At 73.1% G+C, this 14,831-nt stretch carries 13 protein-coding genes; 8 read left to right on the top strand and 5 right to left on the bottom strand.

What is annotated here, in order from left to right; genetic code table 11:
- Positions 1-191 precede the first annotated feature (191 nt).
- Both AMIR_RS26145 and AMIR_RS26140 read right to left on the bottom strand, forming a co-directional pair.
- The gene (locus AMIR_RS26145; RefSeq protein ID WP_015803980.1) at positions 192-2,675 is read right to left on the bottom strand and encodes a DEAD/DEAH box helicase; all 2,484 of its coding nucleotides are present in this window, start codon (positions 2,673-2,675) and stop codon (positions 192-194) included.
- 393 nt (positions 2,676-3,068) lie between these two features.
- On the bottom strand, positions 3,069-3,659 hold the full coding sequence (locus AMIR_RS26140; RefSeq protein ID WP_143761187.1) for a uridine kinase family protein: 591 nt from the start codon (positions 3,657-3,659) through the stop codon (positions 3,069-3,071).
- Positions 3,660-3,819: 160 nt separating this feature from the next.
- Here AMIR_RS26140 and AMIR_RS26135 point away from each other — a divergent pair, with 160 nt between their 5' ends.
- Together AMIR_RS26135 and AMIR_RS26130 are read left to right on the top strand one after the other, a co-directional pair.
- The gene (locus AMIR_RS26135) at positions 3,820-5,166 is read left to right on the top strand and encodes a replication-associated recombination protein A (protein ID WP_015803978.1); all 1,347 of its coding nucleotides are present in this window, start codon (positions 3,820-3,822) and stop codon (positions 5,164-5,166) included.
- A 106-nt stretch (positions 5,167-5,272) separates the two neighbouring features.
- Positions 5,273-6,001, top strand: a complete 729-nt coding sequence (locus tag AMIR_RS26130; protein WP_041837030.1) for an SAM-dependent methyltransferase — start codon at positions 5,273-5,275, stop codon at positions 5,999-6,001.
- 315 nt (positions 6,002-6,316) lie between these two features.
- Here the strand turns inward: AMIR_RS26130 and AMIR_RS26125 are convergent, their stop codons facing one another.
- The 3 genes from AMIR_RS26125 to AMIR_RS42915 are packed head-to-tail and all read right to left on the bottom strand — an operon-like array spanning position 6,317 to position 8,622.
- Positions 6,317-7,261, bottom strand: a complete 945-nt coding sequence (locus AMIR_RS26125) for a ferredoxin family protein (RefSeq protein WP_015803976.1) — start codon at positions 7,259-7,261, stop codon at positions 6,317-6,319.
- 50 nt (positions 7,262-7,311) lie between these two features.
- Entirely contained in the window at positions 7,312-8,499 is a 1,188-nt protein-coding gene (locus AMIR_RS26120; RefSeq protein ID WP_015803975.1) for a cupin domain-containing protein, read from the bottom strand.
- On the bottom strand, positions 8,500-8,622 hold the full coding sequence (locus AMIR_RS42915) for a hypothetical protein (RefSeq protein WP_015803974.1): 123 nt from the start codon (positions 8,620-8,622) through the stop codon (positions 8,500-8,502).
- 246 nt (positions 8,623-8,868) lie between these two features.
- Between AMIR_RS42915 and AMIR_RS26115 the strand changes: the two genes are divergently transcribed.
- The 6 genes from AMIR_RS26115 to AMIR_RS26090 are packed head-to-tail and all read left to right on the top strand — an operon-like array spanning position 8,869 to position 14,826.
- On the top strand, positions 8,869-9,276 hold the full coding sequence (locus tag AMIR_RS26115) for a DUF948 domain-containing protein (RefSeq protein ID WP_015803973.1): 408 nt from the start codon (positions 8,869-8,871) through the stop codon (positions 9,274-9,276).
- Positions 9,273-9,536 carry a hypothetical protein gene (locus AMIR_RS26110; RefSeq protein ID WP_015803972.1) on the top strand — a complete coding sequence of 88 codons (264 nt, stop codon included), beginning with the start codon at positions 9,273-9,275 and terminating at the stop codon, positions 9,534-9,536. The genes AMIR_RS26115 and AMIR_RS26110 overlap by 4 nt, the downstream gene beginning before the upstream one ends.
- A 54-nt stretch (positions 9,537-9,590) precedes the next feature.
- Positions 9,591-12,263: an alanine--tRNA ligase gene (gene alaS, locus AMIR_RS26105; protein ID WP_015803971.1), complete on the top strand. Its 2,673-nt coding sequence runs from the start codon at positions 9,591-9,593 to the stop codon at positions 12,261-12,263.
- On the top strand, positions 12,250-12,762 hold the full coding sequence (gene ruvX, locus AMIR_RS26100) for a Holliday junction resolvase RuvX (protein ID WP_015803970.1): 513 nt from the start codon (positions 12,250-12,252) through the stop codon (positions 12,760-12,762). The genes alaS and ruvX overlap by 14 nt, the downstream gene beginning before the upstream one ends.
- Positions 12,759-13,988, top strand: a complete 1,230-nt coding sequence (gene mltG, locus AMIR_RS26095) for an endolytic transglycosylase MltG (protein WP_015803969.1) — start codon at positions 12,759-12,761, stop codon at positions 13,986-13,988. The genes ruvX and mltG overlap by 4 nt, the downstream gene beginning before the upstream one ends.
- Positions 13,969-14,826 carry a shikimate dehydrogenase gene (locus AMIR_RS26090; protein ID WP_015803968.1) on the top strand — a complete coding sequence of 286 codons (858 nt, stop codon included), beginning with the start codon at positions 13,969-13,971 and terminating at the stop codon, positions 14,824-14,826. The genes mltG and AMIR_RS26090 overlap by 20 nt, the downstream gene beginning before the upstream one ends.
- The last annotated feature ends 5 nt before the right edge of the window (positions 14,827-14,831 follow it).

Here is a 14,831-nt window from a genome sequence, read left to right as displayed (position 1 = left end):
AACGCCGAACGGACGCGCCGGTTGGGCTGGAAGGGGCAATTACCTCGTAGGGGGTGAGGCCTCGGTGAGCAGGGCTCGGCGCAGGGCGCGGCAGAACCGGCGGGTGGGGGCGACTGCGCGCGCTCCACCCGCCCGTGACCGCGGTCCCCGGCTCGGCCCTCGTCCGCCGCGCCTGCTGCCCGCGAAGCGGCCTAGACCGCCTCCAACCGCCCCACCTCGACGACCCGCACCACCGCGTTCCCGGCCTCGTCCGACTCCTCCAGGTCGACCTCCGCCGTGAACCCCCAGTCCCGGTCGCCCGCCGGGTCCTCGAAGACCTGCCTGACCTCCCAGCGGTCCTCGCCCTCGGTGATCAGGAGCAGTTGCGGGCCGCGCGCGTCCGGGCCCGTGCCGATGTCCGAGTGCTCCTCGTAGTACGGCTCCAGCGCCTCGCGCCACTCGTCCGCGCCCCACCCGGCGTCGCCGTCGAGCTGGCCCAGCTCGTAGTAGTTCCGCCTCGCCGCCAGCTCCACCCGCCGGAACAGCGCGTTGCGCACCAGCACCCGGAACGCCCGCAGGTTGCGGGTCACGGCGGGCGGGGCGTCGTCGTGGAGCTGCTCCTCGCCGGGGTTGCGCAGCTTCTCCCACTCGTCGAGCAGGCTGGAGTCGACCTGGCGCACCAGTTCGCCCAGCCACTCCACCAGGTCGTTCAGCTCCTCGGTCTTCGCGTCCTCCGGCACGGTCTGCCGCAGCGTCTTGTACGCGTCCGCCAGGTACCGCAGCACCAGCCCCTCGGACCGCGCCAGCTGGTAGTACGACACGTACTCGGCGAACGTCATCGCCCGCTCGAACATGTCCCGCACCACCGCCTTCGGCGACAGGTGGTGGTCCGCGACCCACGGGTGCCCGCGCCGGTAGGTGGTGAACGCGGCCTCCAGCAGCTCCTGCAGCGGCTTCGGCCAGGTCACCTCCTCCAGCAGCTCCATGCGCTGGTCGTACTCGATGCCCTCGGACTTCATCGCGCCGATGGCCTCGCCGCGCGCCTTGTGCTCCTGCGCGCCGAGGATCTGCCTCGGGTCGTCCAGGATCGACTCGATCACCGACAGCACGTCCAGCGCGTAGCCGGGCGCGGCCGGGTCCAGCAGCTCGATCGCGGCCAGCGCGAACGGGGACAGCGGCTGGTTCAGCGCGAAGTTGACCTGCAGGTCCACGGTCAGCCGGATGCCGTCGGCGTCCTGCTGGACCACGCCCGCCGTCCGCAGGCCCCGGTACATCGAGATCGCCCGCAGGATGTGCTTGCGCTGCGCGGGCCGCGACTCGTGGTTGTCCTCCAGCAGGTGCCGCATCGCCGCGAACGCGTCACCGGGCCTGCCGATGACGTTGAGCAGCATCGCGTGGCTGACCTGGAAGCTGGACGTGAGCGGCTCCGGCTCGGCGTCGCGCAGGCGCTCGAACGTCTGGTCGCTCCACGACACGAAGCCCTCGGGCGCCTTCTTGCGCACGACCTTGCGCCGCTTCTTCGGGTCGTCACCGGCCTTGGCCAGCGCCTTCTCGTTCTCCACCACGTGGTCCGGCGCCTGCACCACGACGGTGCCCATCGTGTCGTACCCGGCGCGCCCGGCCCGTCCCGCGATCTGGTGGAACTCGCGCGCCTTCAGGTGCCGGGTGCGCGTCCCGTCGTACTTCGACAGCGCCGTGAACAGCACCGTGCGGATCGGCACGTTGATGCCGACGCCGAGCGTGTCCGTGCCGCAGATGACCTTGAGCAGCCCGGCCTGCGCCAACTGCTCGACCAGCCGCCGGTACTTGGGCAGCATCCCCGCGTGGTGCACGCCGATGCCGTGCCTGACCAACCGCGACAGCGTCTTGCCGAACCCGGACGTGAACCGGAATCGCCCGATCGTGGTGGCGATGGCGTCCTTCTCCGCGCGCGTGGCCACGTTCACGCTCATCAGCGACTGCGCCCGCTCCAGCGCCGACGCCTGCGTGAAGTGCACGACGTACACGGGGGCCTCGTTGCCGTGCAGCAGCTCCTCGATCGTCTCGTGCAGCGGCGTCGTCACGTACTGGAAGTTCAGCGGCACCGGGCGCTCAGCCGAGCGCACCACGGCCGTGGTCCGGCCGGTTCGCCTGGTCAGGTCCTTCTCGAAGAAGGTGACGTCACCGAGCGTCGCCGACATCAGCACGAACTGCGCCTTCGGCAGCTCGATCAGGGGAACCTGCCACGCCCAGCCGCGGTCGGGCTCGGAGTAGAAGTGGAACTCGTCCATCACGACGATGCCCACGTCCGCGTCCGCGCCGTCGCGCAGGGCCATGTTGGCCAGGATCTCCGCGGTGCAGCAGATGATCGGCGCGGTCTCGTTGACCGACGCGTCGCCGGTCATCATGCCGACCTTGTCCGCGCCGAACACCTCGATCAGCGCGAAGAACTTCTCCGACACCAGCGCCTTGATCGGGGCGGTGTAGAAGGTGCGCCTGCCCTGGGCCACGGCCGCGAAGTGCGCGCCGAGCGCGACCATGCTCTTCCCGGAGCCGGTCGGCGTGCTCAGGATGACGTTCGCCCCCGACACGATCTCGATCAGGGCCTCCTGCTGCGCCGGGTACAGCTGGAGGCCCTGGTCCCACGCCCAGTCGGAGAAGGCGTCGAAGAGGGTGTCTGCGTCGGGTTCGGCGGGGAGCCGTTCGGTGAGTGTCATCGCAGGCAGATAGTAGGCGAACCGGCCGACAAGATCCGTTCGCCCGCGCCCGTCCGGCCGGGCGCGTCGGGCCTTCTCCGGCACTCCGGGGACGGTCGTCCGGGTGGTCGGACCGGGCGACGTGCGCCGGACCGGGGGAGCGCTCCGCCCGGTCGGGTCGGGAACGGGGGTTCGGGTCGACCGAAACGGCGTTCGCAGGGGTCCGGGAACGACCGGAACCGCATCGGCGCGTCGGACACCCGCACGCCGGGCGCGGACCACCAGCCCGCCGTGCGCCGCCCGCGTGCCCGTGCGGGGGGTGAAACCGGCGCGAACCCCCGGAACCGGGGAGCGAAAAGGCCGGGGAACACCCCGGAGGGGGTGCTTCCCGGCCCGAGAACCGCGGGAAGGGCCCTACGCGGCGGCCAGCTCGTCCCGCCGCCCGATCAGCGCCAGCTCCTCCCGAGCCCGCTTCGGCTTGGTCGGCCGCATCCCGGCGTCCTGGCAGCGCCGCACCACGCTCGGGTGCTCGCGCAGCAGCCGCAGCCCCCGCCGCACCAGGTAGGGGACCGGCTTGCGGGCCTCGACCACGTCCCGCGCGAACCGCCGCACGAACGTCAGCGGCGCGCTCGGGTCCAGCACGACCGCGTCGCCCAGCACCCCGGCGTCCCGGCACAGCTCGACCAGCCGGTCCGCGAACAGCCCCTCGGCCAGGAACGCGGGCGCCCCGTCCAGCGCCACCCGCTGGGTGCCGACCCGCGAGTCGGAGGCGAACTCGTACACCGGGGCCTGCACCGCGCCGGTGGTGGCCAGCTCCACGATCGCGCCCAGCGCGGCCTCGACGTCCCAGGACAGCGGCGAGTCCCAGTCGGCGACCCCGTCGGAGCGCCGGGGGAGCAGGGGATCGGTCCCCTCGCGGTAGAAGTCGTCCAGACGCAGGACCGGCCAGCCCAGGTGGGCGGCGAGGTGGGTCTTGCCCGAACCGGAGGGGCCCGCGAGCAGCACTACTCGCGCGTGAACGGCAGGTGACGGCACGGGGGCCAAGTGTCGCACATCCGGGTGAAAAAATGCGCTTGCCCGGCCCTGTAGCCCAGGTCACGCGGCGCAGCCGACCGGTCGGGGGCCGTCACCCCGGCGAGTTAGAGTCGACCCCGTGAGCGACGGGATGTTCGACGAGGGCCTGTTCGGCGTCGCACCGGAGGAGAAGGCGGCCCGGATCGCCGCGAACGCGCCGCTGGCCGCGCGGATGCGCCCGCGCACCCTGGACGAGGTGGTCGGCCAGGACCACCTGCTCGGCCCCGGCGCCCCGCTGCGCAGGCTCGTCGAGGGCGCCGCGCCCGCGTCCGTGCTGCTCTACGGCCCGCCCGGCACCGGCAAGACCACCCTCGCCACCCTCGTCTCGCAGGCCACCGGCAGGCGCTTCGCAGCCCTGTCCGCGCTGTCGGCGGGCGTCAAGGAGGTCCGCGCGGTCATCGAGGAGGCCAAGCGCAGGCTGGTGCGCTCCGGCGAGGCCACCGTGCTGTTCATCGACGAGGTCCACCGCTTCTCCAAGACCCAGCAGGACGCGCTGCTCGGCGCGGTCGAGGACCGGATCGTGCTGCTGGTGGCCGCGACCACCGAGAACCCGTTCTTCTCCGTGGTGTCCCCGCTGCTGTCCCGCTCGCTGGTGCTCCAGCTCCGCCCGCTGACCGACGGGTCGGTGCGCGAGCTGGTCCGCCGCGCCGCCGCCGACGAGCGCGGGCTGGGCGGCAGGGTGGCCATCGAGCCCGACGCCGAGGACCACCTGGTCCGGCTCGCGGGCGGCGACGGCAGGCGCGCGCTCACCGCGCTGGAGGCCGCCGCCGACACGGTCCTGGCGGGCGGCGCCGCGTCCGGCTCGCTCGACCTGGCCACCCTGGAGGCCACCGTCGACAAGGCCGCCGTGCGCTACGACCGGCAGGGCGACCAGCACTACGACGTGACCAGCGCGTTCGTGAAGTCCATCCGGGGCTCGGACGTGGACGCGGCGCTGCACTACCTGGCCAGGATGATCGAGGCGGGCGAGGACCCCAGGTTCATCGCGCGCAGGCTCGTCATCCACGCCACCGAGGACGTCGGCATGGCCGACCCGACCGCGCTGCAGACCGCCGTGGCCGCCGCGCAGGCCGTGCAGCTCATCGGCCTGCCCGAGTGCGCCCTGCACCTGGCCCACGCGACCGTGCACCTGGCGACCGCGCCCAAGTCCAACGCGATCACCACCGCCATCGGCGCCGCGATGGAGGACGTGCGCAAGGGCCTGATCGGGACGGTCCCGCCGCACCTGCGCGACGGGCACTACGCGGGCGCGGCCAAGCTCGGCAACGCCCAGGGCTACCGCTACCCGCACGACGTCCCGGAGGGCGTGCTCACCCAGCAGTACCCGCCGGACGGGCTGGTGGGGCGCGACTACTACGAGCCGACCGGACGCGGCGGCGAGCGCGTGCTGGCCGACCGGCTGCCCAAGCTGCGCCGGGTGGTGCGCGGGCAGGACTGAGCGCCGGCAGGACTGAGCGCCGTCGGGACCGGGCGCCGTCGGGACCGGGCGCGGGAGGCGGGTAATTCGGGTGCCGCGCCCGCCCCCGCTCTGCCACGGTGCCCCGGTGACTTCCCCCGCGCCGGTCAACGGCCACGCCCTGCTCGACTTCAACTCGCCGCTGTCCGACGCGCGTGCCGCAGCCCTCATCCGGAGCCTGCCCCCGCTGCCCGACCCCCTCATCGCCGACTACGGCTGCGGCTGGGGCGAGCTGCTGCTGCGCGCCGTCGAGGCCACCCCCGGCGCGCGCGGCGTCGGCGTGGACAGCGACGAGCGGGCGATCGAGCGCGGGCGCGCGGCCGTCGCCGAGCGGGTTCCCGGACGGGTGGAGCTGGAACTGGGCGACGCCACCGCGTGGGAGGGCCCGGCCGTCGACGTCGCGGTCTGCGTCGGTGCCGCGCACGCCTGGGGCGGCATCCGGGCCACCCTGGAAGCCCTCCACGGGCGGGTCCGGCCCGGTGGCGCGGTCGTGGTCGGGGACGCGTTCTGGGAGCACCCGCCGAACGACGTCGCCCTGGAGGTCTTCGGCGAGGAGGTGTACGGCACGCTCGCCGAGCTGGTCGACCTGGCCGTCGAGGTCGGCTACCGCCCGCTGCGGGTCAGCGTGGCCTCGCGCGACGAGTGGGACGACTTCGAGTCCCGCTGGTGCGCGAGCCGCGAGCTGTGGCTGCTGGCCAACCCCGGCCACCCCGAGGCGGACGGCGTGCGCGCGCTCGTGGACGAGCACCGCGACGGCTGGCTACGCGGCTACCGGGACAGCCTCGGCTTCGCCTACCTCGTGCTCGCCCGGCCGTGACGGAACACCTGTGACGGACCGCGGCGAGGGAGAAACCCACCGTCCGGAGCAGTCCCCGATCGGTGTGGAAAGCACCCTGATCAGCGGCTTTCGCCTAATCTGGAGCTAGCCGAAAGGCGAGCTGCCGTCCCCGCGATGCCGCCGAGGCGGCATCGCGAACCAGCGGCAGTGCCAGTTCGGCTGCCCACGAGCCCCGAGCGCTGGAGCACCAGCACCGGGAGGTCACGGGCCCGGTCGCCGTCCCGCCTGGTCGGGGATACCAGGCGGGACGGCGGTACGGCCTCCCACGCGCGCCCGTGCCCGACCGGCCCGCCCTCAACCGGGCAGCGCCACCGGCTCCAGCGGCCGGATGCCCTCGGTCACGAACGACGGCGGCTCGATCCGCCCGGAGCACCGGCTCACCCCGGACCCGACCACCCCGTTGCGCCGCACCACGACCTCGTACTCCCGCTCCACCCCGAGCACCGTCACGACCCGCGCGTGCCCGTCGCTGCCCGCCACCGGCCGCTCGTCCACGGCCACCGCCGAGTCCACCCCCCGGTACCCCATCGCCTTGCGCAGCGCGATCTCCGCGAACTGCGCCCACGGCGTGGTCGCCGACGTGCGCCCCCGCAGGTGCTCCGGCTCGACCTGCCCGGCCAGCGCGGCCTTCGCGACCAGCGCCGCCTCGTCCGGCCCGAGCTGCCCGTGCAGGAACCCGTCCGGCACCACCAGCAGGTTCCCGGCCCACCGGTCCCCGCCCAGGTGGCTGACCTCCCACGCCCGGTCCGGGTGGTTCTGCGCGAGCGCCCCGGCCACCGGCCTGCCGAGCACCGCGCAGCACATGTCCTTGGACCCGTGCGTGCACACCAGGAACATCGGCCCCTCCACCGGGACCCCGTGCCCCGGCACCCCGGCGCCCACGGCCTCCAGGTCCAGCGCGGCCAGCTCCGCCAGGTCCGAGACCTCGATCCGCTCCAGCCACCGCCAGCCGGGCCGCCCGCTGGCCACGAACACCGCGCGCCTCGCGTCGGGGGAGCGGTGGTGCCTGCCCGGACGGCGGACGAGCAGCGGGCGCAGCCCACCGGCCCGCAGCACGTCCAGCCGCCCAGGGGGGAACGCCTCCGCCAGCACCCGCTCCAGCGCGTCCGCCTGCCACGGCCCCGGCTGCTCGATCAGCAGCCACGACGTCATGCGCGCCGCGGTGCCCGCCGGGTTGCCGCCGAGCAGCCTGGTGACCACCGCGCAGCCGGGCAGCGCGTCGGAACGGGGTTCGGACATACCTGTGACTGTATCCATTCGCCGGTTAGGTATGCCTAAACTTAGCTCACTTACTTCGGTGACAGCAGCCCCTGGGCCGCGAGTTCCCCGAGCAGCGCCCGCACAGTCACCCGGTCGAGCGCAGGACCGCCCGCTTCGGCCAACGACGTCACCGTGCGTGCCCGACCGCCCAGCAGCGCCGCCAGCACCGGTTCCGCCGCGCCCGCGAACACCAGCCGCTTCCCGACCGCCGCCAGCACCACCGCGTCGCCCTCGCGCGAGAGCACCGCCCTCGGCGCGAGCAGCAGCACCTCGGCCCCGTCGTCCTCGGGGATCATCGCCGAGGTCGCCGTCCACGGCAGCCCGACGTGCTCCACCGCGGGCGCCTGCGCGTCCCGGTCGGCCAGGAACCGCGCCACCACGCCGTCGTCCAGCCGCTCCAGCAGCCCGGCCCGCAGCTGCGCCGCGTGCTCCGCCTGCTCGGCGGCCGTGCCGAACCTCGGCAGGTCGCCCCGGAACGCCTCGTCGCCCCGCAGCTGGTCGGCCAGCCACGCCACCAGGTCCACCCCGGTCGCCCGGTTCACCCCGATGGTCAGGTGCAACGACTCCTCGCCCACCGCGGACACGTCGTGCCAGCACCCGCGCGGCAGGTACAGCACCTCGCCCGCCTCCAGCACGAACTCGTCCAGCGGCTCGCCCTCCGGCCTCGGCGGCAGCTCGACGTCCCGCACCATCGGGGCGACCCTGGTGAACCCGTGGATGCGCCAGCGCTTGCGCCCGGACACCTGCACGACGATCGCGTCGTGGTCGTCCCAGTGGACGTCGAAGCCGTGCGTGACGCCCCACCCGGCGTAGGCGTTCACCTGCACCCGCTCGCGCAGCTCGTGCTCCAGCCCCACGGCCAGGTCGCCGACCGCGCCCACCAGCTCCTGCACCGAGTCCAGCACCAGCGTCGCCCCGCCGCGCATCTGCTCGGCGAACTTCCCCGGCAGCACCCTCGGCACCTGCCCGGCCCGCCGGGTGTCCACCAGCTCCGAGTAGACGTGCGCGGGCACCACCTCGCCGTCCCTGGCCAGCCGCAACCTGGGGAACTCCAACCGGTGCTGCCGCAGCACCCGGTTGACCTCGGACCAGGGCAGCAGGTCCGCGAACCTGCCCCTCTCGCCGGGGAACCTGAGGTGGGTCCGCCCCTGCACCGCCTCGAAGAAGCGGCCGACCCCGTCCGGTGCGACGAGGTCGGCCAGGCTCCGAGCGGTCACTCAGTCGTTGCCGTCGTTGTCCGCGACCGCGCCGTTGGCCTTGCCCCGGTCGACCGCCCCGGTCAGCGGCTCGACCGCGAGCAGCAGACCGCTCGCCGGGGCCTCGTAGGTGCTCTCGTCCATGGCGCTACCTCCTCGGTGAAACCTGGCGTGAAACACTGCCCGTCCGACGCTACGACAACGGCGCAGGTCAGGGGATCGGACATCCGAGTACTTCTCGTGATCACCGCTGCGTAGTCCTCCGGCCACTCGGTGCGCCGAGCCCCGCCGCCCCCGGCGCGCGGGCGAGATCCACCAGAGTCCGACCGGGCGACACGCGGTAGCCTTGAGCCTCCCCACCGCGCCCCACCAGCAACCCATGGAGGATTCGTGTCGCCAGGGCAGATCGCCGCGCTGGTCGCCGCCGGCGCGTTCGTGCTGCTTGTGCTGCTCATGGGGATCGCCCTCTTCAAGCTCGGGCGCACGCTCGACGAGGCGACGATCGCCATCCGCAAGGCGCACCAGAACAGCGACCCGATCTTCAGCGGCGCCAACGCCACCATCACGCACGTCAACACCCAGTTGGAGCGCGTGGACGGCATCACCGCCAACGCGCGTGCGGTGACCGGCAACGTGTCCGCGCTGACGTCCCTGTTCACCGCCACCCTCGGCGGTCCCCTGGTCAAGGCCGCCGCGCTGTCCTACGGCGTGAGCAAGGCCGTCCGGTCCCGCCGCAAGGCCGCCGAGGCCAGGGTGAACAAGCACGCCGCGCGTCGCACGCGCAGGGGGAACCGATGAGCAGGCTGTTCTGGCTCGGGGTCGGGGTCGCCGCGGGCGTCCTCGCCACCCGCAAGGCCAACCAGGCCGCCCACGCCGCCACGCCCGCGGGCATCGGCGCGAACGTGGGCGAGGGCCTGCGCGAGCTGGCCACCGCCATCGGCTCCTTCGGCGCCGAGGTGCGCGCCGGCATGGTCGAGCGCGAGCACGAGCTGCAGGAGACCGTCGAGCGGCAGACGGGTCACACCCCCGGTCGGCGAGCGCGCAGGGCGAACGACTGACGTCGTTCGCCGCGCCGCGCAAGGAAGACCGCCACCACAGCCAAGGACCCGACCGTGCAGACACACGAGATCATCAAGCGCTTCCGCGAGCACTTCGAGAACGCCGGGCACGCCGTCGTCCCCAGCGCCTCGCTGCTGCTGGACGACCCGAACCTGCTGTTCGTCAACGCGGGCATGGTGCCCTTCAAGCCCTACTTCCTCGGTGAGGCCCCGTCGCCGCACAAGCGCGCCACCAGCGTGCAGAAGTGCGTGCGCACGCCGGACATCGACGAGGTCGGCAAGACCACCCGCCACCTGACGTTCTTCCAGATGGCGGGCAACTTCTCGTTCGGCGACTACTTCAAGGAAGACGCCATCCGGCTCGCCTGGGACCTGGTCACCAAGTCCCAGGACGACGGCGGCTACGGCTTCGACCCCGAGCGCCTGTGGGTCACCGTCTACCTGGACGACGACGAGGCCGCCGACCTGTGGCAGAAGATCGCCGGCCTGCCGCCGGAGCGCATCCAGCGCCGGGACGTCGAGGACAACTACTGGTCCATGGGCGTCCCCGGCCCGTGCGGCCCGTGCTCGGAGATCTACTACGACCGCGGCCCCGAGTTCGGCGCCGAGGGCGGCCCGGTCGTGGACGAGGACCGGTACCTGGAGATCTGGAACCTGGTCTTCATGCAGAACGAGCGCGGGGCGGGCGGCGCCAAGCGCGACTACCCGATCCTGGGCGAGCTGCCGTCCAAGAACATCGACACCGGCATGGGCGTCGAGCGGGTGGCGTTCCTGCTGCAGGGCGTGGACAACGTCTACGAGACCGACCTGGTGCGGGCCGTCATCACCAAGGCCGAGGAGCTGTCCGGCCGCAAGTACGGCGACAACCCGACCGACGACGTCCGCTTCCGCGTCATCGCCGACCACGCCCGCTCCGGCGTGCTGCTCGTCGGCGACGGCGTCACCCCCGGCAACGAGGCCCGCGGCTACGTGCTGCGCCGCCTGCTGCGCCGCATCGTGCGCTCCTCGCGCCTGCTGGGCGTGACCGAGCCGGTGCTCCAGACGTTCGCCGCCGTCGTGCGCGACACCATGGGCCCCTCCTACCCGGAGCTGGTCAGCGGGTTCGCCCGCATCGAGCAGGTCCTCAAGGCCGAGGAGGACACGTTCCTGCGCACGCTGGACGCGGGCTCCCGGATCTTCGAGACCGCCGCCGGGACCGTGAAGTCGCAGGGCCGCGCGATCCTGCCCGGCGACAAGGCCTTCCAGCTGCACGACACCTACGGCTTCCCGATCGACCTCACCCTGGAGATGGCCTCCGAGGCGGGCCTGACCGTGGACGAGGACGGCTTCCGCAAGCTCATGGCCGAGCAGCGCGCCCGCGCCAAGGCCGACGCGGCGGGCAAGAAGACCGGCCACGGCGACCAGACGGTGTACCGGGAGCTGCTGGAGCTGGGCGCCACCGAGTTCACCGGCTACACCGAGCTGGCCAGCGAGGCCGTGCTGCGCGGCATCGTGTCCGGCGGCAAGCGGGTGAAGTCGGCCCGCGAGGGCGACATCGTCGAGGTCGTGCTCGACCGCACCCCCCTGTACGCCGAGTCCGGCGGCCAGGAGAGCGACGCGGGCGTGATCGTCTCCGGCGGCGCCGAGCTGGAGGTCGTCGACGTCCAGAAGGTCGCCCGCAAGCTGTGGGTGCACCAGGTCCGCGTGGTCTCCGGCGAGATCGCCGAGGGCGAGAAGGTCGAGGCCCGCGTCGACGCCGAGTGGCGCGTCGGGGCCCGCCAGGGGCACTCGGGCACGCACGTCGTGCACGCCGCCCTGCGCCAGGTGCTCGGCCCGTCCGCGCTCCAGTCCGGCTCGTACAACAAGCCCGGCTACCTGCGGCTCGACTTCGCCTGGACCGGCGGCCTGTCCGAGTCCACGCGCAGCGAGATCGAGGAGGTCTCGAACCTGGCGGTCCGCAAGGACCTGCCGGTGAGCGTGGTCTACACCGACATGGGCGGCGCCCAGGAGATGGGCGCGGTCGCGCTGTTCGGCGAGACCTACGACGAGACCGTGCGCGTGGTCGAGATCGGCGGCCGGTGGTCGCGCGAGCTGTGCGGTGGCACGCACGTCGAGCACTCCTCGCAGATCGGCCCGATCACCGTCATCGGCGAGTCGTCGGTCGGCTCCGGGGTGCGACGGCTGGAGGCCTACGTCGGCATCGAGGCGTTCAAGTACCTGGCCCGGGAGCGGGCGCTGGTGCAGAACGTGGCCGCCATGCTGAAGGTGCCCGACGCCGAGGTGCCCGGCCGCGTCGAGGCGCTGGTCGAGCGGCTGCGCGTGGCCGAGAAGGAGCTGGAGAAGGTCCGCTCCGCCCAGCTCGTGGCCTCGGCCGGGTCGCTGGTCTCGCAGGCGCTGGACGTGCGCGGCGTGTCCGTGCTCGCGCTGGCCCTGCCCGAGGGCACCTCCGGCGCCGACGTGCGCGCGATCGCCAGCGAGGTGCGCGGACGGATGGCCGACAAGCCCGGCGTGGTCGCGCTGTTCGCCCCGGACGGCGACAAGGTCAGCTTCGTCGTCGCCACCACGGCGGGCGCCCGCGACCTTGGCCTCGCCGCGGGCAAGCTGGTGCCCGCCTTCGCGCCCGCCGTCGGCGGCCGTGGCGGCGGCAAGCCCGACCTGGCCCAGGGCGGTGGCACCAACCCGGCGGGCGTGCCGCAGGCCGTGGCCGCCGTGCTCGCCGAGGTGGAACGCGCCCTTGAGCAGCGGTGACACCCCCGGCGTCGACGATCCCGGCCTCGGCAGGAGGCTGGGCGTCGACGTCGGGGCGGTCCGGGTCGGGGTCGCGCTGAGCGATCCGGGTGCCTTTCTGGCGACCCCGCTGGTTACCCTGTCCCGTGACGAGAAGAACGGCCGGGACCTGGACGACCTGGTCGGTCTGGCAGCCGAGCACGACGTGGTGGAAGTCGTGGTCGGCCTGCCCCGGACCCTCGCGGGCAAGCACGGACCGGCGGCTCAGGCCGCCACGGCGTACGCGGCGGCGCTCGCCGAGCGGGTCGCACCTCTCCCGGTGCGGCTCACCGACGAGCGGCTGACCACCGTGACGGCGAGCCGCGTGCTGGCTCAGCGGGGGGTGCGGGGCAAGAAGCAACGTGCCGTCGTTGACCAGGCTGCCGCTGTCGAGATCCTGCAGTCCTGGCTCGACGCACGAGCGCGACACGTGGCGAGGGCCGCCTCCGAGCGGTCACCTGGAGCGAAGGACGGCTCGTGAACGACGATCTCGGGTTGTTCAACGACCCTGAAGCGAAGGACGAGCGGGGCGGCAGAGGCGCCAAGGCCGCGCTCGCCTCGCGCTTGAAGGGCAAGCGGAAGCGCACCGCGGTCATGTGGACCGCGGTGGCGCTGGTCCTCGCCGTCGGCGGCGGCGGCGCGTACTACGGGTACCGGACGCTCTCGGGCATCGGCTCGTGGGAGGACTACTCGGGGGCCGGTGACACCGACGCGATCGTCGAGGTCAAGGACGGCGACCCGGTCAGCGCGATCGCGACCACGCTGAAGGAGCAGGGCGTCGTCGCCAGCGCCCGCGCGTTCACCGAGGCGAGCAAGAACGACGCCAGGGTCACCGGCATCCAGCCCGGCTTCTACCTGCTCAAGACCAACATGTCGGGCGCCAACGCGGTCACGATGATGGTCGACCCCAAGTCGAAGATCGTGCCGCTCGAGGTGCGCGGCGGGTTCGTGCTGCACGACATCACGCAGCCGGGCGGCTCGGTCACCAAGGGCGTCTTCACGCTGATCGCCGAGGCATCCTGCGTGGAGATCGACGGGCAGAAGAAGTGCGTGACCTCCGACGAGGTCAGGGACGCGGCGGAGAACGCCGACCCGGCGTCGCTGGGCGTCCCCGAGTGGGCCATGACGGACTTCACCAAGGTCAACAAGGCGCGCAGGCTGGAAGGTCTGATCGTGCCCGGCCTGTACCACCTGAAGCCCAACGTGCCCGCCGCGGAGCTGCTGCGCGACGTCATCACCACCTCGGCGAACCGCATCCAGAGCTACGGCATCCCCGGCGGCGCCAAGAACACCGGGTTCCGGCCGTACGAGGTGCTGGTGATCGCCTCGCTGGTGGAGAAGGAAGGGCTGGAGAAGGACTTCGCGCGGGTCTCGCGGGTGATCCAGAACCGGCTCTCCATCGGGATGCCCGTCCAGCTGGACTCGACGATCAACTACGAGCTGGACAAGCCGACCCTGGAGACCAGCGCCAGCGACCGGGACGCGAACAGCCCGTACAACACCTACAAGTTCCCGAACCTGCCGCCGACCCCGATCGGCTCGCCGAGCAAGCAGGCGATCGAGGCGGCGATCAACCCGGAGAACGGTGAGTGGGAGTACTTCGTGAAGTGCCAGAAGGACGGCACTTCCTGCTTCGCGAAGACCTTCGAGGAGCACCAGAAGCTCGTGGACAAGGCGATCACCGAAGGTGTTTTCGGCAACAACTGACGGCAGGCGGGCGGCCGTGATCGGCTCGCCCGTCGCCCACTCCCTGTCACCCGTGCTGCACAACGCGTGCTTCGAGGCGCTCGGGCTGCGCGGCTGGGAGTACGGCTGGATCGACTGCCCGGAGGACGGGGTCGCGGAGCTGGTGCGCGGCCTCGGCCCCGAGTGGGCCGGGTTGTCGGTCACCATGCCGGACAAGCGGGCCGCGCTGGCCGTGGCCACCGCGCCGTCGCGGACCGCCGTGCTCGTGGGCGCGGCGAACACGCTCGTGCCGTTCGAGGGCGGCTGGCGGGCGGAGTGCACCGACGTGGACGGCGTGGTCGGGGCGCTGCGGGCGGCGGCCGGGTTCACCTCCGGCGAGCGCGGGCTGGTCCTCGGCGCGGGCGGCACCGCCACGGCGGCGCTGGTCGGGCTGGCGTCGGTGGGCGTGCGGTCCGTCGCGCTGGTCGTGCGGGACGTGGCGCGGGCCGGTGAGGCGGTGGCCTGCGCGGAGCGGGCTGGCGTCGAGCTGGACCTGGTGACCTGGGACTCGGCCGACTTCGGCGCGCTGGCGTCGGAGGCGGACGTGCTGGTCAGCACCGTGCCACCGGCCGCGACCGAGCCGGTCGCCGACCTGCTCGCGTCCACGCCCGTCGTGCTCGACGTGATCTACCACCCGTGGCCGACCCCGCTGGCGCTGGCCGTGCGGCGGCTCGGCCGGGAACCGGCGACGGGCCTGGACATGCTGCTGCACCAGGCGTTCGGCCAGGCCGAGCTGTTCACCGGCCTGCCCGCGCCGCGCGAGGCGATGCGCGCGGCCCTGCGCGCCGCGACCGGGAACCTGCTGCCGCTGCCGGTGTGAGACCC

The sequence above is a fragment of the Actinosynnema mirum DSM 43827 genome, from assembly GCF_000023245.1.
Classification (GTDB): Bacteria; Actinomycetota; Actinomycetes; order Mycobacteriales; family Pseudonocardiaceae; genus Actinosynnema; species Actinosynnema mirum.
The sequence above is the reverse complement of the archived record's forward strand: the minus strand, read 5'-3'. Positions and strand labels throughout refer to the sequence as shown.

Coding starts and splice junctions, on each gene's coding strand:
- AMIR_RS26110 (WP_015803972.1), top strand. CDS start 9,273: ATGAGCAGGCTGTTCTGGCTCGGGGTCGGGGTCGCCGCGGGCGTCCTC.
- AMIR_RS26145 (WP_015803980.1), bottom strand. CDS start 2,675: ATGACACTCACCGAACGGCTCCCCGCCGAACCCGACGCAGACACCCTC.
- AMIR_RS26125 (WP_015803976.1), bottom strand. CDS start 7,261: ATGTCCGAACCCCGTTCCGACGCGCTGCCCGGCTGCGCGGTGGTCACC.
- AMIR_RS42915 (WP_015803974.1), bottom strand. CDS start 8,622: ATGGACGAGAGCACCTACGAGGCCCCGGCGAGCGGTCTGCTGCTCGCG.
- AMIR_RS26135 (WP_015803978.1), top strand. CDS start 3,820: ATGTTCGACGAGGGCCTGTTCGGCGTCGCACCGGAGGAGAAGGCGGCC.